Annotated in this window: 19 protein-coding genes, 1 tRNA gene and 1 riboswitch; of the genes, 10 read left to right on the plus strand and 10 right to left on the minus strand. The window is 72.3% G+C overall.

The features are described 5' to 3' along the window. Positions 1 to 33 precede the first annotated feature (33 nt). Positions 34 to 423, minus strand: coding sequence for a DUF2256 and DUF3253 domain-containing protein (locus ASE87_RS11900; protein ID WP_054147090.1), 390 nt, complete (start codon positions 421 to 423; stop codon positions 34 to 36). A 164-nt stretch (positions 424 to 587) separates the two neighbouring features. On the opposite strand from ASE87_RS11900, the gene ASE87_RS11905 reads away from it, so the two are divergent. Both ASE87_RS11905 and ASE87_RS11910 read left to right on the plus strand, forming a co-directional pair. Beyond that, on the plus strand, positions 588 to 1,301 hold the full coding sequence (locus ASE87_RS11905) for a DUF805 domain-containing protein (protein ID WP_056228722.1): 714 nt from the start codon (positions 588 to 590) through the stop codon (positions 1,299 to 1,301). 252 nt (positions 1,302 to 1,553) lie between these two features. Next, positions 1,554 to 2,849: an MFS transporter gene (locus ASE87_RS11910; RefSeq protein WP_056228724.1), complete on the plus strand. Its 1,296-nt coding sequence runs from the start codon at positions 1,554 to 1,556 to the stop codon at positions 2,847 to 2,849. Between the two features lie 91 nt (positions 2,850 to 2,940). Here ASE87_RS11910 and ASE87_RS16845 read toward each other — a convergent pair whose 3' ends face one another. Continuing rightward, complete coding sequence (locus tag ASE87_RS16845; RefSeq protein ID WP_255350936.1) at positions 2,941 to 3,066, minus strand: hypothetical protein; 126 nt, start codon at positions 3,064 to 3,066, stop codon at positions 2,941 to 2,943. A gap of 130 nt (positions 3,067 to 3,196) precedes the next feature. Next, the gene (locus tag ASE87_RS11915; RefSeq protein WP_052505448.1) at positions 3,197 to 3,676 is read right to left on the minus strand and encodes an Asp23/Gls24 family envelope stress response protein; all 480 of its coding nucleotides are present in this window, start codon (positions 3,674 to 3,676) and stop codon (positions 3,197 to 3,199) included. 165 nt (positions 3,677 to 3,841) lie between these two features. On the opposite strand from ASE87_RS11915, the gene ASE87_RS11920 reads away from it, so the two are divergent. Together ASE87_RS11920 and ASE87_RS11925 are read left to right on the plus strand one after the other, a co-directional pair. Then, entirely contained in the window at positions 3,842 to 5,410 is a 1,569-nt protein-coding gene (locus tag ASE87_RS11920; RefSeq protein ID WP_056228726.1) for a cryptochrome/photolyase family protein, read from the plus strand. Positions 5,411 to 5,681: 271 nt separating this feature from the next. Next, positions 5,682 to 6,302: a hypothetical protein gene (locus tag ASE87_RS11925; RefSeq protein WP_056228729.1), complete on the plus strand. Its 621-nt coding sequence runs from the start codon at positions 5,682 to 5,684 to the stop codon at positions 6,300 to 6,302. A gap of 132 nt (positions 6,303 to 6,434) precedes the next feature. On the opposite strand, the gene ASE87_RS11930 is transcribed toward ASE87_RS11925, so the two are convergent. After that, positions 6,435 to 7,604 carry a GDSL-type esterase/lipase family protein gene (locus tag ASE87_RS11930; RefSeq protein WP_056228732.1) on the minus strand — a complete coding sequence of 390 codons (1,170 nt, stop codon included), beginning with the start codon at positions 7,602 to 7,604 and terminating at the stop codon, positions 6,435 to 6,437. Positions 7,605 to 7,662: 58 nt separating this feature from the next. Next, positions 7,663 to 9,354: an ABC-F family ATP-binding cassette domain-containing protein gene (locus tag ASE87_RS11935; RefSeq protein WP_056228735.1), complete on the minus strand. Its 1,692-nt coding sequence runs from the start codon at positions 9,352 to 9,354 to the stop codon at positions 7,663 to 7,665. 79 nt (positions 9,355 to 9,433) lie between these two features. Here ASE87_RS11935 and ASE87_RS11940 point away from each other — a divergent pair, with 79 nt between their 5' ends. After that, positions 9,434 to 9,619, plus strand: a complete 186-nt coding sequence (locus ASE87_RS11940) for a PspC domain-containing protein (RefSeq protein WP_056229584.1) — start codon at positions 9,434 to 9,436, stop codon at positions 9,617 to 9,619. Between the two features lie 53 nt (positions 9,620 to 9,672). On the opposite strand, the gene ASE87_RS11945 is transcribed toward ASE87_RS11940, so the two are convergent. Further along, positions 9,673 to 10,149 carry a DUF2017 domain-containing protein gene (locus ASE87_RS11945; RefSeq protein ID WP_056228738.1) on the minus strand — a complete coding sequence of 159 codons (477 nt, stop codon included), beginning with the start codon at positions 10,147 to 10,149 and terminating at the stop codon, positions 9,673 to 9,675. Continuing rightward, positions 10,146 to 10,451: an ATP-dependent Clp protease adapter ClpS gene (gene clpS / locus ASE87_RS11950; RefSeq protein ID WP_082060201.1), complete on the minus strand. Its 306-nt coding sequence runs from the start codon at positions 10,449 to 10,451 to the stop codon at positions 10,146 to 10,148. The genes ASE87_RS11945 and clpS overlap by 4 nt, the downstream gene beginning before the upstream one ends. A gap of 60 nt (positions 10,452 to 10,511) precedes the next feature. After that, a riboswitch (ZMP/ZTP riboswitch) is annotated at positions 10,512 to 10,595 on the plus strand. 44 nt (positions 10,596 to 10,639) lie between these two features. Between clpS and glyA the strand changes: the two genes are divergently transcribed. Beyond that, positions 10,640 to 11,956 (plus strand): serine hydroxymethyltransferase, encoded by a 1,317-nt coding sequence (gene glyA / locus ASE87_RS11955; protein WP_200925485.1) that lies wholly within the window; start codon positions 10,640 to 10,642, stop codon positions 11,954 to 11,956. Between the two features lie 62 nt (positions 11,957 to 12,018). Then, complete coding sequence (locus ASE87_RS11960; protein WP_056229586.1) at positions 12,019 to 12,936, plus strand: bifunctional methylenetetrahydrofolate dehydrogenase/methenyltetrahydrofolate cyclohydrolase; 918 nt, start codon at positions 12,019 to 12,021, stop codon at positions 12,934 to 12,936. Between the two features lie 515 nt (positions 12,937 to 13,451). On the opposite strand, the gene galK is transcribed toward ASE87_RS11960, so the two are convergent. Beyond that, positions 13,452 to 14,657, minus strand: coding sequence for a galactokinase (gene galK, locus ASE87_RS11965; protein ID WP_056228742.1), 1,206 nt, complete (start codon positions 14,655 to 14,657; stop codon positions 13,452 to 13,454). Further along, complete coding sequence (galT, locus tag ASE87_RS11970) at positions 14,654 to 15,757, minus strand: galactose-1-phosphate uridylyltransferase (protein ID WP_056228745.1); 1,104 nt, start codon at positions 15,755 to 15,757, stop codon at positions 14,654 to 14,656. Before galT ends, galK begins: the two co-directional genes overlap by 4 nt. Positions 15,758 to 15,836: 79 nt before the next feature. Here galT and ASE87_RS11975 point away from each other — a divergent pair, with 79 nt between their 5' ends. Then, entirely contained in the window at positions 15,837 to 16,703 is an 867-nt protein-coding gene (locus ASE87_RS11975; RefSeq protein WP_235472290.1) for a DeoR/GlpR family DNA-binding transcription regulator, read from the plus strand. A 71-nt stretch (positions 16,704 to 16,774) separates the two neighbouring features. Then, positions 16,775 to 17,716 (plus strand): aldose 1-epimerase family protein, encoded by a 942-nt coding sequence (locus ASE87_RS11980; protein ID WP_056228748.1) that lies wholly within the window; start codon positions 16,775 to 16,777, stop codon positions 17,714 to 17,716. A gap of 483 nt (positions 17,717 to 18,199) precedes the next feature. On the opposite strand, the gene ASE87_RS11985 is transcribed toward ASE87_RS11980, so the two are convergent. Beyond that, positions 18,200 to 18,272 (minus strand) — tRNA-Lys (locus ASE87_RS11985). A gap of 149 nt (positions 18,273 to 18,421) precedes the next feature. Between ASE87_RS11985 and ASE87_RS11990 the strand changes: the two genes are divergently transcribed. Then, a complete protein-coding gene (locus tag ASE87_RS11990; protein WP_043597263.1) occupies positions 18,422 to 19,051 on the plus strand; it encodes a hypothetical protein in 630 nt (209 codons plus the stop codon). The last annotated feature ends 128 nt before the right edge of the window (positions 19,052 to 19,179 follow it).

Here is a 19,179-nt window from a genome sequence, read left to right on the forward strand (position 1 = left end):
CGGGCGCCCTGCGCCCGGTGTCGGCGCCCGGGCTCAGGACCGGTGTCGGCGGATCCGGATCGGGCCCTTCGCCGTGGACGGGTCGACCACCGAGCCGCCCTGCGTGATGTCGACCTCGCCCGCGGCGACCAGTCGTCGGGCCGCGCGGCGGACGGGTTCCATGAGGCCGCGCCAAGCGTCCTCGTCGTCGGGGTGCAGCGAGCGCGCGACGTCCGACGGGCAGATCGTCGAGGTGGCCGCCCGGGCCGCCAGCAGGTCGCGGATGCGCTGTTCGAGCTCGCGGTCCTGCGCCGTCACCTTGCGTTTGCGGCACGCGTCGCTGCAGTACGCGACCTCGTCCCAGTTCGACGCCCACTTCTTGCGCCACTCGATGGTGCGTCCGCACGATCGGCAGGTCTTCGGGTCGGGGGTCGCGGCACTCATGCTGACAGTCAACGCGGGAGGCGCGGTGAGCGTTCCCGGGGACGCGGCCGTCGGTCCCTCCGCGCCGACCGCACCCGCGCCTCCTGACCTCGCGCGGGCGTGAGGGGACATCTCGCCCGCGCGGGGGATGGAGGCGCGGGCACGGTCCGCGTACCGTCGTGCGGATGAACAGGGGCACGGCAACAGGCCGGACGAACGGGGGCACGTCGGCAGGCACGACGAGTGGCTCGTGGCTCGAGGTCGACCGGCTGCCGCTGTCCGGGGCCACGCCGCTGCAGGCGCTGCGACGGTTCGTCGGCAACGCGTACGTGGTGCACGCCCGCGCCGGCCGGGCCGAGTTCTGGTGGATCTGGCTCTTCCAGACCGTCCTCGCCCTCGTGCTCAACGTCGGCGTCGGGTCGCTCGTCCGCGGGGCGAGCGTGGTCTCGTGGTCGATCGGCGCCTACGGGTCGTCGTTGTTCGCGCCCTGGCCGGTCGTCGTCCTCGGTCGCCCGGCCGGTGCGGGCCCCGGCGCCGACCTGAGCCAGGGCGCGTCCCTCGAGGTCGGGCAGTTCTCGATCGGCCCGTTCGGCCCCGCGGGTCCGGCCTGGGGCGGCATGACCTGGGTCGCGCTCGTCTGGGGTCTCTGGTGCCTGATGACCTTCGTGCCCATGATGACGTTGACCATCCGGCGCCTGCACGGCGCCCGGGCCTGGGGGTGGGGCTGGTTCTGGCTCGGCGCGCTGATCCCGTTCCTGCAGATCGTCGTCGTGTTCATGCTGGCACGCGAGACGCAGCCACCGAGCGCCCGCTTCCTCGACCGCGACCGCGACCGCGACCGCGAGCCCGACCGCGAGCGCGAGCCCGACCCCGACCCCGACCCGCCCCGCGCCTCCTGACGCCACCGCACCGCACACCGGGCCCCTGGCCAGGCCGGGCGCGAGCGGTTAGACTCGACCTCGGTCGGGCGGTACTCCCGGCCCCGGGCGTGCACGACAGCGCGCAGTCGGGATCACCATCCTCCCCGAGTCACCCACGGTCACGAACGGCACCTGCCGCGAGGGCCGTGCCGCCGGCAGATCGTCACGATCCGCCGGCCCGTGGCCACCATCGGGTCGAGAGAACGGCGCCCGCCGACCACCCCAGGTTCCATGACACTCGCACCCCTGCGCCCCACCGCGCCCTCGTCCACCCCGTCCGCCCGCTTCCCGTGGGCCGGCCTGATCGCCATCGCCGTCGCCACGTTCCTCTCCATCTCGGGCGAGATGCTGCCGACCGGCCTGCTGCCCGAGATGAGCGCCGACCTCGGCGTCACCGAGTCGAGCATCGGCCTGCTCGTCAGCGTCTTCGCCTTCACGGTCGTGCTCACCAGCACCGGCCTCACCCACCTCACCCGTCGCCTGCCCCGCCACCTGATCGTGGTCGGCCTGATCGTCGTGCTGGCGATCAGCGCCGGGCTCACCGCGATCGCACCGACCTACGAACTGGTCCTCGCCAGCCGCGTGCTCGGCGGCCTCGCCCACGGCATGTTCTGGGCCATCGGCGGCGCCTACGCCGGTCACCTCGTGCCCCGGGCCCAGGTCGGCCGCGCGCTCGCCGTCGCGATGAGCGGCGGCACCCTCGCGTTCGTGCTGGGCGTCCCGCTCGGCACCGCGCTCGGCCAGGCCCTCGGCTGGCGGGAGGCGTTCGGCATCCTCGCCGGGCTCATGGCGCTCGGTGCGGTCTTCGTCTACAAGTTCCTGCCGCCGGTCGGTCGGGGCACGGCGCACGAGTCGACGCCGGAGCCGGTGACCGACGCGGTCCCGACGCTGGTCGACGGCACCGCACCTCCTGCAGGTGCTGCGGTTCGTCGTCGCGCGCTGCCGAAGCCGAGCGTGCTCGGCGTCGTCCTGAGCTGCGTCATCACGGCGGTCTTCATGATCGGGCACTACTCGTTCTTCACCTACATCACGCCGTACCTCGTGCGCTCGACCGGGGTTCCCGAGCAGGGTCTGGCCGCGTGGCTCTTCGCGTTCGGCATCGCCGGGGCCGTGGGGCTCGGCATGGTCGGCTGGTTCCTCGGGGCGCGGCCGTGGGTGAGCATCCCCATCGGCGTGGCCGTGGTCGGGCTCGCCGTGACGGGCATGTTGCTGTTCGAGGGCATGCTCGTGCCGTCGCTCGTGGCGTTCGTGCTGTGGGGCGTGACGTTCGGGGCGCTGCCGCCGCTGTTCCAGACGCGCATGCTGCAGGTCGCCCCCGAACGGATGCGCGACCTGGCGAGCGCGTTCTACACGACGGGCTTCAACGCTGGCATCGGCGGGGGCGCCCTGATCGGCGCCCTCGTGCTCGACGGGTCCGGGCTCGACTCGCTGCCCGTGCTCTACATCGTGGTGGCCGCGGTGGTGCTGGTCGCCGTGCTCGCGAGCGACCGTCTGCTCGCCCGTCGGTCGGCCCGCCCCGCCGCCTGATCCCCGGACCCGGGACGACGAAAGACGCAGGAGGCGCAACTCGCGTGAGTTGCGCCTCCTGCGTCCGAGACGGTGCGGGGCGTGCGGTGGGTCAGCGGCGCCGACCGGGCTGCTGGTAGCCGCTGGCCTGGCCGTTGCCGCCGCCGCGCTTGTTCATGATCTTCTTGATGACGAAGCCCACGATGAGCGGGGCGAAGCGTCGGAGCAGTGATGCCATGGGGTGCCTCCTGGGGCGATGGTGCACGGGTCGTGCGGTCGAGCCGGTCGGCTCGGTGGGGTGCGGCCCGCGGTGCTGCGGGGGACGATCGCGTCGGGACGACCGCCACGACCACCAGTCAACTCGCTAACTACTGAACCCGCTGTGCGTCGGCCTTGTCGCCCTTGTCGTCGTCGTCCTGGCCGGCGATGAAGATGTCGCTGACCTCGATGTTGATCTCGACGACCTCGAGCCCGACGAGCTGCGTGATGGCGTCGGCGACGGCCTGGCGGACGTCGTCCGCGACCTTCTGCACCGACAGCGGGTAGTCGACGACGATGCTGAGGTCGGCCGCGGCCTGGGTCTCGCCGACCTCGACCTTGACGCCCTGGCCGTGGTCCTGCTGGCCGACGGCGTTGCGCAGCGCACCCACGGCACGCGAGGCGCCGCCACCGATCGAGTGGACGCCGGGCACCTGGCGGGCGGCGATGCCCGCCACCTTGGCGACGACCCCGTCGGCGATCTGCGTGGTGCCCGCGGCGTCGGACGACACGGTCGAGGCACCGTCGACGCGGGCGACGCCGTCGACGCGCGACGTGGTGGCGGGGGTGGGGGTGGCGGTGTTCGACATCTCGGGTCCTCTTTCGGCTGGGGGAATCGTGCGGATGGTCGTGCTGTGGTCGTCGTGCTGCCAGGCCGTGACCCGGGCTGCACGTCAATGAGACGCCGTGCCCGTCCCGTTCGTCACGGTGAAGATGCTGGCAACCCGCTGAGTGCCCGCGTCTACGGTCGGGGCATGCAGCGCACCCGGTGGATCTTCCTCGACCAGCTCGGCCCGCACTTCGACGACGGCGACCCGATGCTGCTGATCGAGAGCCGTTCGTCGTGGCAGGGTCGCACCCTGCACCGCGCGAAGCTGCAGCTGATCCTGTCCGCCATCCGGCACCGGGCGGCCGAACTGGGCGACCGCGTCGACTTCCGGCAGGTCGACCACTACTCCGAGGCCCTCGAGGGGCGGGACGACCTGCAGGTCGTCGACCCCACCTCGTACCGGGCGCGACGCCTCGTGCGGTCGGTCGGCGCCGAGGTGCTGCCGAGTCGTGGCTTCGTCTCGAGCGAGGCCGACTTCGCCGAGTGGGCCGCCGGTCGCCAGGGCGGTCGCGGCTCGGGCCAGTCCGGAGGGGCGACGGCGGACGCCGACGACGCCCGTCGGGGAGGCGCGGGTCGACCGACCGGCGCGTCCGGCGGTCGACCGGCACCGCGCCTCCTGATGGAGGACTGGTACCGGGCCGTGCGCCAGCGCACCGGCCTGCTGATGGAGGGTCCACAGCCCGTCGGGGGCCAGTGGAACTACGACCACGACAACCGCGAGAAGCCGCCGAAGGGTGCCGCGACGCTCGGCCTGCCTCCGCAGGAGTGGCCCGTCGAGGACGACATCGACGCCGAGGTGCGGGCCGACCTCGAGCGCTGGGAGCGCGAGGGGGTCGTCCGGCTCGTCGGCGACGACGCGCCCCGACGGTTCGCCGCGACCCGGGCCGAGGCGACGGCCGCCCTGGCGGACTTCGTCGAGGTGCGGCTGCCCGACTTCGGCCCGTTCGAGGACGCCACCCTGTCGGGCGACTGGACGATGGCGCACTCGCTGCTCAGCGCCCCGATGAACCTCGGCCTGCTCGACCCGCGCGAGGTCGTCGAGGCGGCCGTCGCGTCGTACCAGGCCGGCGACGCCCCTCTGCGCAGCGTCGAGGGGTTCACCCGGCAGATCGTCGGCTGGCGCGACTGGGTCTGGCACCTCTACTGGCACCTCGGCGAGGACTTCGCGACGACGAGCAACGCGCTCGGGGCGACGCAACCCCTGCCCGAGGTCTTCGCGGGGCTCGACGTCGAGGCCGTCGAGGCCGAGTGCCTCGGCGACACGCTCGACGGGCTGCGGCGCCACGGCTGGAACCACCACATCCAGCGTCTGATGATCCTCGGCAACTGGGCCCTGCAGCGCGGTGTCGACCCGGCGGCGCTCAACCAGTGGTTCGTCGACATGTACGTCGACGGCACCCCCTGGGTGATGCCCGCCAACGTCGTGGGCATGTCGCAGCACGCCGACGGCGGCATCGTCGCGACCAAGCCGTACGCGTCGGGTGGCGCGTACATCAACCGGATGACCGACCACTGCGGCTCGTGCCGCTTCGATCCGAAGAAGCGGCTCGGCGAGGACGCCTGCCCGGTGACCGCCGGTTACTGGGCGTTCCTCGACCGCGTCGAGCCGGTGCTCTCGGGCAACCCGCGCATGGGTCAGCAGTTCGCCGGGCTGCGCGGGCTGGCCGACCGCGAGGCCGTCGTCGAGCAGGAGCGCACCCGCACGACCTGGTGACGCGGGGCGCGGTGGCGTCGGCGTCGGGGCATCGCCTCCCTTTCGCGAGCACCGGTCGGAGTGGAACCACCGATGTGCCGTCGAACCACGCACATGTGTGGTTCGACGGCACATCGGGGGTGTGGCGCTGGCGGCGCTGGCGGTGGCGGCGCTGGCGGTGATGGCGGCGGCGGTCGAGACGGCCCCGTCGGGGTCCTCGGAGGTGCCCCTCGTTAGGGTGACGACAGCACCGGGCGTAGGGAGTCCGAGGCAGATCACGAGGGAGCCCCCGATGACCACGACCACGCGCAGAGCGGCCGTGACGGCCACCACCACGGGCGTGCTCGCCCTCGGCCTGTTGCTCGCCGGCTGCACCTCAGGAGGCGCGGGTGGCGGTGACGACGCCGGTTCCGGCGGGTCGTCGGCCGGCTCGAGCGGCTCGGGGTCGACCGCGTCCGGCGAGGGCACCTTCGACGACCTCGCCAGCTGCGACGACGTCGGCTCGGCGCTCGGCGGCGTCGTGGACGGCCTCGAGCTGCGCGACGACAGCACGTTCTCGGGCGACCAGGCGAACTGCCAGTGGGCGACCCCGACGACCGAGGCCACCGACGCGGCCGACGTGACGGCGATCGTCGTCCTCGCCCAGCGCCAGGAGTTCAGCGCCGACGACATCAGCGCCCAGACCTCCCAGATCGAGGGCACCCAAGGCGTCGAGAGCGTCGACGACTCGCGCGTCGGGGCGTTCGGCGGCCAGGCGTTCTCGCAGACGGTGACGCAGCAGGGCATCACGGCCTCGGCCAGCACGATCCTCTCGCCGCACGGCCTGATCGCCGTCACGGCGACGGGTGCGGGCGACGCCGCCCCGCTCAGCACCGACGAGACCCTCGACGCCGCCTACGGCCTCTTCGACTGAGCCCCGCCGGGGCGGGCGTCGTCCTCGTGACGTGCCCGAGCCTCCTCGTCCTACTCGACACGTCGGTCGAGTGGTCCCGAAACGTCCTCGCCCGCGGGCCGAACCACGGTTCGGGACCACTCGACGGGTCGCTCAGCCGACGCTGAGCTTCTCGAGCACGTAGTCGGCGATGACGCGCTGGCCGGCGTCGTTCGGGTGCACCCCGTCGGCCGAGAGCAGCGAGGCGATCCCGTCGGCGGGCAGGGCGTCGGCGAGGTCGACGTAGGCGCTGCCGGTCTCGGCCGCGAGGTGCTGCACGACGGCGTCGTAGTCGTCGGCGTCCCCGGCCAGCCCCTCGGTGAGGTTCGTGCCCGGCACGAACTCGCCCATCAGCATGACCGACGGCGGGTCGTCGAGGCTCTGCAGGCCGTCGATCAGGGTGCGGTAGTCGTCCTCGAACTGGTCCGGCGTGCGGCTGAACGCGTCGTTGGCGCCGAGCGTGATCGTGACCAGGTCGGGCTTGGTCGCGGCGATCGAGTCGAGGAACCCGGGCAGATCGGCCGTGAAGGTGCGAGCCGTGGCACCCGAGCGGGACGAGTCGAAGAGCGTGATGCCGCGGTCGCGATCCCCGTCGAACGCGGTCAGGCCCTCGAGATCGACGGGCGTGTGGGCGTGGATCGTCACGGTGTGCGCGCCCGTGTCGAGTCCGGTCACCGACGTGATCCCGCTGGTGGCCATGGAGTCGCGGGTGTCGACCTCGATCGCCTCGCCGTCGTCGACGGTGTAGTCGAAGGTGCCGCGTCCGCTCGACCACCAGAGGTCGAGGTCGGTGCCCGTGAACGGGTACGTGGTGGTCGCGCCGGCCCCGAGCGTGACCGCGCGGTAGCCGAGGTCGGCGGTGCGGGACGAGGCCGACACCGACCCCTCGCTGGTCGAGGCCCAGCGCGCCCAGGTCGACGCGGGGGGAGCGACGGCGAAGGCGGCCGGCCGGTAGCCGACACCGCCCGGCACGTCGTCGGTCGGGTAGCGCTCGCGCAGGCCGTCGAGGGTCAGGTCGATCCAGCGGGAGTCCACGGTCGAGGCGCCCATGCCCTCCGAGATCGAGTCGCCGACGGCGACCCAGCGGGCGGAGTAGTCGTCACGGTCGTCGAGGGCGGTCGCCCAGTCGGCGAGCTCCGAGGAGGCGCGGGTCGGCAGGGCCGACGAGGTCCCGTCCGCGGAGGCTCCGCCCGTGGGCTCGCTGGGGTCGGTCGGGTTCGTCGAGCAGCCCGTGAGCAGGGCGAGTGCAGCGGCGACCGCGACCAGTCGGGTGGTTCGGGTCATGACGACGACGGTAGTCGAGGGGCGCGGGAGTCGTCGACCGACGACGTCGTCGGCGCCCTCACGACTCGGTGACGGTGCCGCCCTCGACCCTCCAGTGCCGATCGAGCCGGACCGTCTCGAGCATGCGCCGGTCGTGCGTGACGAGCAGCAGCGTGCCGTCGTACGACTCGAGGGCCTGCTCGAGCTGCTCGATGGCGGCGAGGTCGAGGTGGTTCGTGGGTTCGTCGAGCACGAGCACGTTGACGCCGCGGGCCTGCAGCAGGGCGAGACCGGCGCGGGTGCGCTCGCCGGGCGAGAGCTCGTCGACCGGGCGCGACACGTGGTCGGCCTTCAGCCCGAACTTGGCGAGCAGCGTCCGCACCTCGGCCTGGGGCCAGTCGGGCACGAGCGCCTCGAACGCGTCGGCCAACGGCACGTCGCCGGCCAGGAGCGCCCGGGCCTGGTCGATCTCTCCGACGGCGATGCTGGCTCCGCGACTCGCGCCTCCTTCGCTCGGGGCCTGTCGGCCGAGCAGGCCGCGCAGCAGGGTCGACTTGCCGGCGCCGTTCGGGCCGGTGATGCCGATGCGGTCGCCGCCGTCCACCTGCAACGACACCGGACCGAGCACGAACTCGCCCGTCGCGGGGTCGCCCTGGCGGAAAACGGCACCGCTGAGGGTCGAGACGACCGAGCTCGATCGCGGGGCCGCGCCGATGGTGAACTCGAGCTGCCACTCTTTTCGGGGCTCGTCGACCTCGTCGAGGCGGGCGATGCGGCTCTCCATCTGACGGACCTTCTGGGCCTGCTTCTCGCTCGACTCGGCCGAGGCCTTGCGGCGGATCTTGTCGTTGTCGGGCGCCTTCTTCATCGCGTTGCGGACGCCCTGGCTCGACCACTCTCGCTGCGTCCGGGCACGACCGACGAGGTCGGCCTTCTTCTCGGCGAACTCGTCGTAGGCCTCGCGGGCGTGACGGCGGGCCGTCTCGCGCTCGTCGAGGTACGCGTCGTAGCCACCGCCGAAGACGCGGTTCGACGACTGCGCGAGGTCGAGCTCGAGCACCTTCGTGACGCACCGGGCGAGGAACTCGCGGTCGTGGCTGACGAGGACGACGCCCCCTCGCTGCCCCTGCACGAAGCGCTCGAGTCGTTCGAGGCCGTCGAGGTCGAGGTCGTTGGTGGGTTCGTCGAGCAGCGCGACGTCGAAGCGGCTGAGCAGCAGGGCGGCGAGGCCGACGCGGGCGGCCTGGCCCCCGCTGAGGCCGGTCATGGGGCTGTCGGGCCCGACGGCTCCGTCGCCGTCACGGTCGAGGCCGAGATCGGCGAGCACCTGGGGCAGACGGTCGTCGAGGTCGGCGGCGCCGCTGGCGAGCCACCGGTCGAGGGCGGTCGAGTAGACGTCGGCCGGCTCGAGCCCGTCGGGGCGCGGGGCCGGATCGGGGTCGCCGAGGGCTGCCGCGGCGGCGTCCATCTCGGCGGTGGCCTGCGTGCTGCCCGTGCGGCGGCCGATGTAGTCGGCGACCGTCTCGCCGGGCACGCGCTCGTGCTCCTGCGGCAGCCAACCGACGAAGGCGTCGCCGGGGTTGAGGGTGATCGTGCCGGCCTGCGGCTCGTCGACCCCCGCCAGGAGGCGCAGCAACGTCGACTTGCCGGCCCCGTTCACGCCCACCACGCCCACGACGTCGCCCGGGGCGACGGTCAGGTCGAGATCGTCGAAGAGGGTGCGGTGCCCGTGGCCGCCGGCCAGGCCCTTGGCCACGAGTGAAGCGCTCATCCGACCATTCTCGCGTACCGGGCGCCGGCCCGCGCGGCGGCCCTGGCGCCCTCCAGGCGGGGCTGGCATGCTCGGGGGCATGGCCTCTCTCACTCGTCCCCGCCGCGGCAAGATCATCGCCGGAGTCTGCGCCGCCCTCGCGAACCGCTTCGGCATCAGCGCGTTCCTGGTGCGTCTGATCTTCGTGCTGTCGATCGTCCTCCCCGGGCCCCAGGTGCTCGTGTACCTCGTGCTCTGGGTCGTGTTCCCGAAGGAGAATCGCTAGGCCGTCGCCCCGCGGGGCCGCGGGTCGCTCGGCGGTGGGCGCTGGGCGCCGGGTCAGGCCTTGGGCAGGGACCGCAGCAGCGCCTCCTGCAGGTAGCCCAGCCAGTCGAAGACGTGGCCCATCGCCTGCAGCTGTCCGTCGTCGCCCGCGGGGACGCCGTCGCCCGTGACCCCGAGGCGCTCGCCGAGGGTCAGGCGCAGGTCGTTCAGGGTGCGCAGCCACGACTGCTGCGCGGCGCGGTCGAGAGTCGAACCCGGTTCGCCGAGCACCGCCAGCACTGCGCGGCCGTTCTCGAGCTTGCGCCGTGTCAGGTCGTCGGCCGTGAACCGGCGGAACTCGGCCGCCGCCTCGGCGTCGTCCCGGTACGCCGCCGGCAGGAGGCGGGCCAGGGCCGGATCGCCCTCGTCGCCGTTCTCGAGCAGCGACACCAGTTGACCGACCAGGTCGGTGAGCAGGCCCCGCTCGTCGGCGTCGAGCCGCACGCGGATCTCGTCGCCGCCCCGCGGGCGGACGAACGGCACGAGCGTCACGCCTCGTCCTGCTTCGCGAGGGTCGCCCACAGGCCGTAGTCGTGCATCGCCTCGACGTGCCGCTCCATCTCTTCGCGGTTGCCCGTGGCGACGACTGCACGACCCTCGGTGTGCACGCGCATCATCAGGCGTTTCGCCTCGGCGCGGCCGAAGCCGAAGTAGGTCTCGAAGACGTGGGTAACGTAGGTCATCAGGTTGACCGGGTCGTCCCAGACGAGCGTCACCCAGGGGGTGTCGGGCGAGGTCAGGAGGCGCGGGTCGGCCTCCGTTCCCGTGCGGGTGTCGTCGAGGGTGGGGCTCACCCGTCCAGGGTGTCACACGGTCGCCGAGCGGGTTCCCCGTCAGGGGTCGGCTTGTTATGCTGAGCGGGTCGCGACTGGCGTTCAGATGGTCACCATCGGGGAGCGACTGACACACGTGCGTGGCCGTACGCCTGGGCCACGACATCCGACCTCCGTCCGTCCCGTGTGCCAAGGAGTCCTCCGTGACCATCTCCGACCAGACCGCCGCCCAGACCGGTGCCTCGTCCGCCGAGTCGACCGACCGCCAGCCGTCGACCTTCAACCAGCCGCTCTCGGTCGTCGACCCCGAGATCGCCGCCGTCCTCGAGCAAGAGCTCGGGCGCCAGCGTGACTACCTCGAGATGATCGCGTCCGAGAACTTCGTGCCGCGCGCCGTGCTCGAGTCGCAGGGCTCGGTGCTGACGAACAAGTACGCCGAGGGCTACCCGGGTCGCCGCTACTACGGCGGCTGCGAGTTCGTCGACGTCGCCGAGAACCTCGCGATCGAGCGTGCCAAGTCGCTGTTCGGCGCCGAGTTCGCCAACGTGCAGCCCCACTCGGGCGCCCAGGCGAACGCTGCCGTGCTCGCCGCGATCGCCGACATCGGCGACACGATCCTCGGCCTCGAGCTGTCGCACGGCGGTCACCTGACCCACGGCATGAAGCTCAACTTCTCGGGCAAGATGTACAAGGCCGTGGCCTACGAGGTCGACCCCGAGACCTACCTGATCGACATGGACGTCGTCCGTCGCCAGGCGATCGAGCACCAGCCCAAGGTCATCATCGCCGGCTGGTCGGCCTACCCCCGCCAGCTCGACTTCGCGGCCTTCCGCGCCATCGCCGACGAGGTGGGCGCCTACCTCTGGGTCGACATGGCGCACTTCGCCGGCCTCGTCGCCGCGGGCCTGCACCCGTCGCCGCTGCCGCACGCGCACGTCGTCTCGTCGACGGTGCACAAGACCCTCGCGGGTCCCCGCTCGGGCGTGATCCTCTCGAACCACGAGCCGCTGTTCAAGAAGCTCAACTCGGCCGTGTTCCCCGGCCAGCAGGGCGGCCCGCTGATGCACGTCATCGCGGCCAAGGCGACGGCGTTCAAGCTCGCCGCCGAGCCCGAGTTCAAGGACCGCCAAGAGCGCACCATCCGGGGCGCCCAGGCCCTCGCCGCCCGTCTGACCGCCGACGACGCCAAGGCCGCCGGGGTGGACGTGCTGACCGGTGGCACCGACGTGCACCTCGTGCTCGTCGACCTGCGGGCCAGCGAGGTCGACGGCAAGCAGGCCGAGAACCTGCTGCACGACGTCGGCATCACGGTGAACCGCAACTCGGTGCCGTGGGACCCTCGCCCGCCGATGGTCACCTCGGGCGTGCGCATCGGCACGTCGGCGCTCGCCACCCGCGGCTTCTCGGACGACGAGTTCGCCGAGGTCGCCGACATCATCGCGCTCACGCTGATGCCGTCGCCCGACATCGAGGCCCTTGCGGCCCGCGTCAAGGCGCTGACCGACGCGTTCCCGCTCTACGCGTGAGCGCTGACGTCGCGGCCGGGGCTCCGGCGGGCGTCGGGGTCGAGGACTCGTCACACGGCACGGTGGGCGTCCAGCGCACCCGTTTCGTCGCCGGTGACGACTCGTCCGCGGTCAAGATCGACGGGACGGCTCTGGCCGCCGCCGTCAAGGGCGACCTGCGTCTCCGGGTGGACGCCCTCAAGGCCCGTGGAATCGCGCCGGGGCTCGGCACGATCCTGGTCGGGGCGAACCCCGGCTCCTTGTCGTACGTCGCGGGCAAGCACCGTGACTGCGCCGAGGTCGGCATCGAGTCCATCCGCATCGACCTGCCCGACACGGCGACCGAGGCCGAGATCCGACGGGCCGTCGAGACGATGAACGCCGACCCCGCGGTCACGGCGTTCATCATCCAGCTGCCGTTGCCCGCCGGCATCGACCCCACGGCGATGCTCGAACTGATGGACCCGGCCAAGGACGCCGACGGCCTGCACCCGGTCAACCTCGGCGAGCTCGTGCTGGCGGTGCCGGGTGGCAAGGGCTCGATCGACACGCCCCTGCCGTGCACGCCGCGCGGCATCGTCGAGATGCTGCACGCCTACGACATCCCGATCGCGGGGACGCACGTCACGATCATCGGGCAGGGGCTGACGGTCGGGCGGCCGCTCGGGCTGCTGCTGACCCGCCTCGAGGCGACGGCGACGCTGACGCACTCCCGGACGGTCGACGTGGCCGCCGAGGTACGTCGGGCCGACATCGTCGTGGCCGCCGCGGGAGTCGCGGGGCTGGTCAAGCCGGACTGGGTGAAGCCCGGGGCCGCCGTGATCGACGTCGGCATCACCCGTGTGCTCAACGAGGAGACGGGCAAGTACAAGCTCCGCGGAGACGTCGACCCCGCGGTCGCCGCGGTCGCGGGCTTCCAGTCGCCCGTGCCGGGAGGGGTCGGGCCGATGACCCGGGCCATGCTGCTGAAGAACGTGGTCGAGGCCGCCGAGCGCCCCTGACGCCCCGCGTCACCCGTGGTGCTGTGCCCGTCTCGTGGTGCTGTGCCGGGGGCGCGCCCTCACCCCGCCACGAAGTAAACACGCCGCCACGCAATGGCATGGCGGCGTGTTTATCTCGTGGCGGGGTGTGATGCCGCTGCACCCACCACGCCAGAAGATGGACACAACGCCAGGCTTTCTCCTGGTGCTGTGCCCATCTCGTGGTGCTGTGCCCGTCTCGTGGTGCTGTGCCCGTCTCGTGGTGCTGTGCCCGTGCCGTGATGCCGTGCCGGGGTCGCGCCCTCATCCCGCCACGAGGTACACAACCCGCCACGCAATCGCATGGCGGTGTGTTTATCTCGTGGCGGGGTGTGATGCCGCTGCACCCACCACGCCAGAAGATGGGCACAACGCCAGGCTTTCTCCTGGTGCTGTGCCCATCTCGTGGTGCTCCGTCCGACGCGGCCGGCCACGGGGTGAGGCAGGGGCGGTGAGGCCGCCCGGCCGCCCTGCAGCCCGGCCGCAGGCCGCAGGCGTCAGGCGTCGCGGCGGGCGCCCTCGGCGGCGTGCACCGTGAACACGGTCGGGGCCGTGTGGCCGGCCTCGGCGAAGGCGGCGATGATCGCGGCCTCGACGTCGGCACGAGCCTCGGAGGGGACGAGCGCGATGGCCGATCCGCCGAAACCGCCACCCGTCATGCGGGCGCCGACGGCACCGGTGGCCTGAGCGGTGGCGACGGCGAGGTCGAGCTCGGGCACCGAGATCTCGAAGTCGTCGCGCATCGACACGTGCGAGGCGTCGAGCAGGTGGCCGATCGCGCGCGGGCCGTCGGTTCGCAGCGTGCGGACGGTGTCGAGCACGCGCTGGTTCTCGGTGACGACGTGACGGACGCGACGGAAGGTCTCGTCGTCGAGCAGTTCTTCGGCCCGAGCCAGGTCGTCGGCGTCGAGGTCGCGCAGGGAGTCGACGCCGAGGGCGGCGGCGCCCTTCTCGCACGACGCGCGGCGCTCGACGTAGCCGCCGGTGGCGTGGGCGTGCTCGACGTGGGTGTCGACGACGAGCACCTCGAGGCCGGCGGTGGCGAAGCCGAGGTCGACGACGTCGGCGTCGAGGCTGCGGCAGTCCAGGAACACCCCCGAGTCGGCCTTGCCGAGCAGTGACGCGGACTGGTCCATGATGCCCGTCGGGGCGCCGACGACCTCGTTCTCGGCGAGTTGTCCGACGGCGGCCAGGGCCGAGCGGTTGACGTCGAGCGACCAGAGCTCGGCGAGGGCCACGGCCACCGAGCACTCGAGTGCGGCGGACGACGAGAGCCCGGCGCCGACCGGCACCTCGGACTCGACGAACAGGTCGAGGCCCGGCACGCCCGACAGGTCGACGGTCGAGAGGTCGCCGCCGGCGGCCGAGAACGAGGGTGAGTCGGCGCGGTCGTGTGCGACCGACAGTGCCCAGGCGATGCCGAGGGCGTACGCCGACCAACCCGACATCGAGGCCGGGTCGAGGTCGTCGAGCGACACCTCGTGCACGCCGCCCTCGAACGACGACGCCACGCGCAGCAGGCGGTCGTCGCGGCGCCCGACGGTGACGGTGGTGCGGCGGTCGATGGCGAAAGGCAGCACGAAGCCGTCGTTGTAGTCGGTGTGTTCGCCGATGAGGTTCACGCGGCCCGGTGCGGACCAGCGGCCGGCGACCTCGGTGTCGAAGACCTCGCGGAAGCCCTGGGGAGTGGTGGTGTCGGTCATGATCGCTCGATCGCCTCTCGGATTCGGTCGGCCTGCACCTCGGGGACGAGGTCGCCCACCCAGGCTCCCATCGCCGCCTCGGAGCCTGCCAGGAACTTCAACTTGCTCTCGGCCCGACGAGGCGAGGTGATCTGCAGCATCAGGCGTACGGTGTCGCGGCCGACGCCGACGGGGGCCTGGTGCCAGGCGGCGATGTAGGGCGTCGGGTCGTCGTACAGGCCGTCGACACCACGCAGGAGGCGCCGGTACATGACCGCGAGCTCGTCGCGTTCGTCGTCGGTCAGCGCCGCGAAGTCGGGCGCGTGGCGGTGCGGCAGCAGGTGGATCTCGACCGGCCAGCGCGCGGCGAACGGCACGAAGGCCGTGAAGTGCTCGCCCGCGAGGACGACGCGCGGGCCGGAGCGCTCGCGGTCGAGCAGGTCGGTGAACAGGGTCGGCCCGTAGGTCTCGATGCTGTCGAGCAGCCGCGTGGTGCGCGGCGTGACGTAGGGGTAGGCGTAGATCTGACCGTGCGGGTGGTGCAGGGTGACGCCGATGGCCTGGCCGCGGTTCTCGAACGGGAACACCTGCTGGATGCCGGGCAGGGCCGACAGGGCGGCCGTGCGGTCGGCCCAGGCCTCGACCACCGTGCGGGCGCGGGACTCGCTCAGGTCGGCGAACGACCCGTGGGTCTCGGGGCTGAAGCAGACGACCTCGCACCGGCCGACGCTGCGCAGGGTGCGTTCGAGGCCGATGCGGGTCAGGTCGTCGAGGCCCTCGGGGGCGTCGTCGCTCTCGAGCAGCGGCCCGAACGACGGCGAGCGGTTCTCGAACACCGCGACGTCGTAGACGTCGGGGATCTCGGACGGGTTCGTCTCGCTGGCCGGCGCCAGCGGATCGAGTTCGGCCGGGGGCAGGAACACGCGGTTCTGCCGTGAGGCGGCGATCGAGACCCACTCGCCGGTGAGGACGTCCTGACGCATGGTCGCCGTGTCGGGACGCGGGTCGAGCGTGCGGGCGTCGACGCGTCGCTCGGCCGTGAGCGTGGTGTCGGCGTCGTCGAAGTAGATGAGTTCGCGACCGTCGGACAGGACCGTCGCGCGTTTCGTGATGGACGACATCGCGCCTCCTTCAGTTCGGGGCACTCGCGACCACGACTTGCAGTTGCGAAAGTACGTGAAAGCATACGAAACTGGCCGGGTGAACGGCAACTCGATCCCGCCCCCGGTGCCGAGGCCCGAACCGCTGCCGGGCGAGCGGCGTCGCGACCGCATCGCCGACCTCGTCGGGCGTCGCGGGTTCGTCCGCACGGCCGAGCTGGCGCGCGAGTTCCGGCTGTCCGAGGTGACGATCCGCACCGATCTCGAGAGCCTCGCGGCCGACGGCCTGCTCTCGCGGGTCCACGGCGGGGCGCTGTCGGTCGATCGGCCGGCCGAGCGACCGTTCGAAGAAGAGAGCTCGGTCTCGACCGAGGCCAAGAGGGCGATCGGGGTCGAGGCCGCGTCGCTCGTGCGCTCGGGCGACTGCGTCGTGCTCGACGTCGGCACGACGACCACGCAGATCGCGCTGGCCCTGCTCGAGCGGCACGACCTCGAGGGGGTCGTGGTCGTGACGAACGGCCTCACCATCGCGCTGGCGCTCGAGCAGGCGGTGCCGCGCTTCACGGTGATCGTGTCGGGCGGCACCTTGCGACCGCTGCAGCACTCGCTGGTCAACCCGTTGGCGACGAGCGTGTTCGCGAGCGTGACGGCCGACCTGGCGTTCATCGGCTGCACCGGCGTCCACGCGAGCCACGGCGTGACGAACGTCAACCTGCCCGAGACCGACCTCAAGCGCCTCATGACCCAGACGGCCCGCCGGTCGTACATCGTGGCCGACGGCAGCAAGCTCGGCGAGGCCCACCTGGGCGTCATCGGGCCGCTCGACACCTTCGAGGGGCTCGTCACGGCGGGTGCCGACGCCGCCGCCGTCGCCGAGCTGCGTCGGGCCGGCCTCGCCGTCGTGACCGCAGGAGGCGCGGGCGAGGTCGACGCGCCTCCTCACGACCCGGCCCCCTCACGTCCCTGAGTCCGTGGTCCCTCGTCAGGGGCCGCCCGAGATCCCGGACGCCACCGACACCCGAGAGCGAGACTGGAACGATGACGACGAGCAACCCGACCGGAGAGCAGTACGACCTCACCCTCGAGCACGACGGGCACCGCGTCACGGGTGTCGTCACGCAGGTGGCGGCGGGCATCCGCGCGCTGGCCGTCGACGGCGTCGCCCTGACCGAGACGTTCGGCGCCGACGAGGCGCCGCCCTCGGCCTGTGGCATCACCCTCGTGCCCTGGCCGAATCGCGTCGCCGGCGGACGCTGGACGCTCGACGGGCGCGAGCAGCAGCTCGACCTCACCGAGCCGGCCAAGGGCAACGCCAGCCACGGGCTGCTGCGCTACACGGCCTACCGGGTGGTCGAGCGCGAGCCCCACGCCGTGACGCTCGGGGCGACGGTGTTCCCGCAGCACGGGTACCCGTTCCAGCTCGACACGACGGTGAGGCACGAACTCGTCGTCGACGGCATGGTCGTCACGCACACGATCACGAACGTCGGCCCCGACCGGGCCCCGTTCGCCGTCGGGTCGCACCCGTTCTTCCGGGTGGGCGACCACGATCCGGCGACGTTGACCGTCACGCTCGCGGCGGCGACGCGGTACGAGACGGACGAGGCGAGCATCCCGGTCGGCACGTCACCCGTGGCCGGTACCGAGTTCGACCTGTCGCAGGGCCCGCGCCTGGGTGACCTCGACCTCGATACGGGCTACCGCGACGTCACGCCCGACGCCGACGGCATCCGCACGACGACGTTCACCGCCCCCGACGGTTCGGCGACCGAGCTCTGGCAAGACCCGTCGTTCGAGTACGTGCAGGTGTTCACGCCCCGCAACTTCCCCCGCGACGGGGTGAAGGGGTTGGCGGTGGCCGCCGAGCCGATGACGGCACCGGCCAACGCACTGGCCTCGGGGGAGGGGCTGCGGTGGCTCGACCCGGGCGAGACGTGGACGGGCAGCTGGGGTGTAAGGTACCGGGCGGTCGGCGTCTAGTGGCCCTCACCGAGGAGGCGCGGCGAGCGCACTGTCCGGATTGCGCGAACCTGGGATCGGCCGGTTCCGGTGAGCGTAGCGTCCACTGCTGTCTCCCCAGGGTCCCGTAACCCTGGCGTACCCCGTAACGACACCGTCGGCTTGTCCGACACCTGTCGCGAGGAGGCCGAGCGCCCCTCCCGGCCCGAACCGGAGGGGCGCTTTCTCTCGTCCTCGACAGAAGAGCCGACACGTGACGTCTTCAGGGCGTATGTTCTGCGCATGCCAGGTGGGTGGGACCCACCTGAAATCGGGGGACAGGATTCGGGTTCGGTCTCTCGTGGTGGGGCCGCCGCATTCGGGTGCGACGTCGGCCCCGCCTTCCCCGGGCGGCAGGGTACGGCCTCTGAAGTCACCGGAACGCGGGCTCGGAGGCCGAGTCACTGGACGCGGGCTCGGAGGCCGGACGACGTCGAACGTCGCAGGGACTGCGACGGATACAGGTGGGCCCCGTGGGGCTCGAACCCACGACCCGCGGATTAAAAGTCCGATGCTCTACCAACTGAGCTAGAGGCCCGTGCGCGTCCACTTTACGGGATGCCGCGCCTCCTGCTCGCCAGGCCGACCCGCGCCTCCTCGGCGGAGTCGGCATCGACGTCGTGTCGACCGTGATGCCGTGGGCGAACGCTCGGCTCGGTGTCGGTGGTCGCGCCTATCGTGGGTCCGGTGCCGAGACCATTCCACCGCCCGACCCAGTTCTCGGGGTCCGAGTTCGAAGCCTTCCAGGGCGGAGACGATCCCGCGACGATGAACCGCGTCGCCCACGAGTCGGCCTCGGCCCTCGTCGCCCGCGTCAAGCACGACCCGAGCCCCGAGATCCTCGACCGGCTCGTCACGTTCACCGACCAGCACGGCATCGACGCGGTCGCCGAGTTGTGGGCCCGGGCCAGCCCGCACAGCCTGCCCGGTGCTCTCTGGCGCATCTACCTGGTACGGGCCGTCATCCGGCAGAACCCCGTCGAGGTCACCCAGCTCTTCGAGCGGGGGGTCGAGGTCGCCACCACGATCGACCCGGTGGTCGCGGGCGCCCCGGCCCCGGCCAGCCCGGAAGAGATCCTCGAACTCGCCGACCTGATCCTCCGCGGTGTCTTCGTCGGGGACTTCGCCATCGCGCTCGAGCGAGGTGCCGCGTTCTGCCGCCTCGCCGCCGCCGGCGCCACCTCGGTCGCCGACGACCAGGACGCCGCCGGGTCCGATCGCGCCGGCGAACTCACGCGCCGCGCGCTGCGCTTCAGCGAACTCGGGGTCGACCTCGTCGCCTGCGCCCACCTGTGGCGCGACGACAGCCTCGACTGAGCGGCGCCCCGCGCGCGTCCGAGTCCAGAGCCGGGCCGCATCCCATCGGGCGGGCCGGGCCCGACACGCGCGGACCCGTGCGACGTTCGCACGACGCGAACTCGTCGGACCGCCAGGCTCGAGGCGGG

Source organism: Frigoribacterium sp. Leaf44 (genome assembly GCF_001421865.1).
Lineage (GTDB): Bacteria > Actinomycetota > Actinomycetes > Actinomycetales > Microbacteriaceae > Frigoribacterium.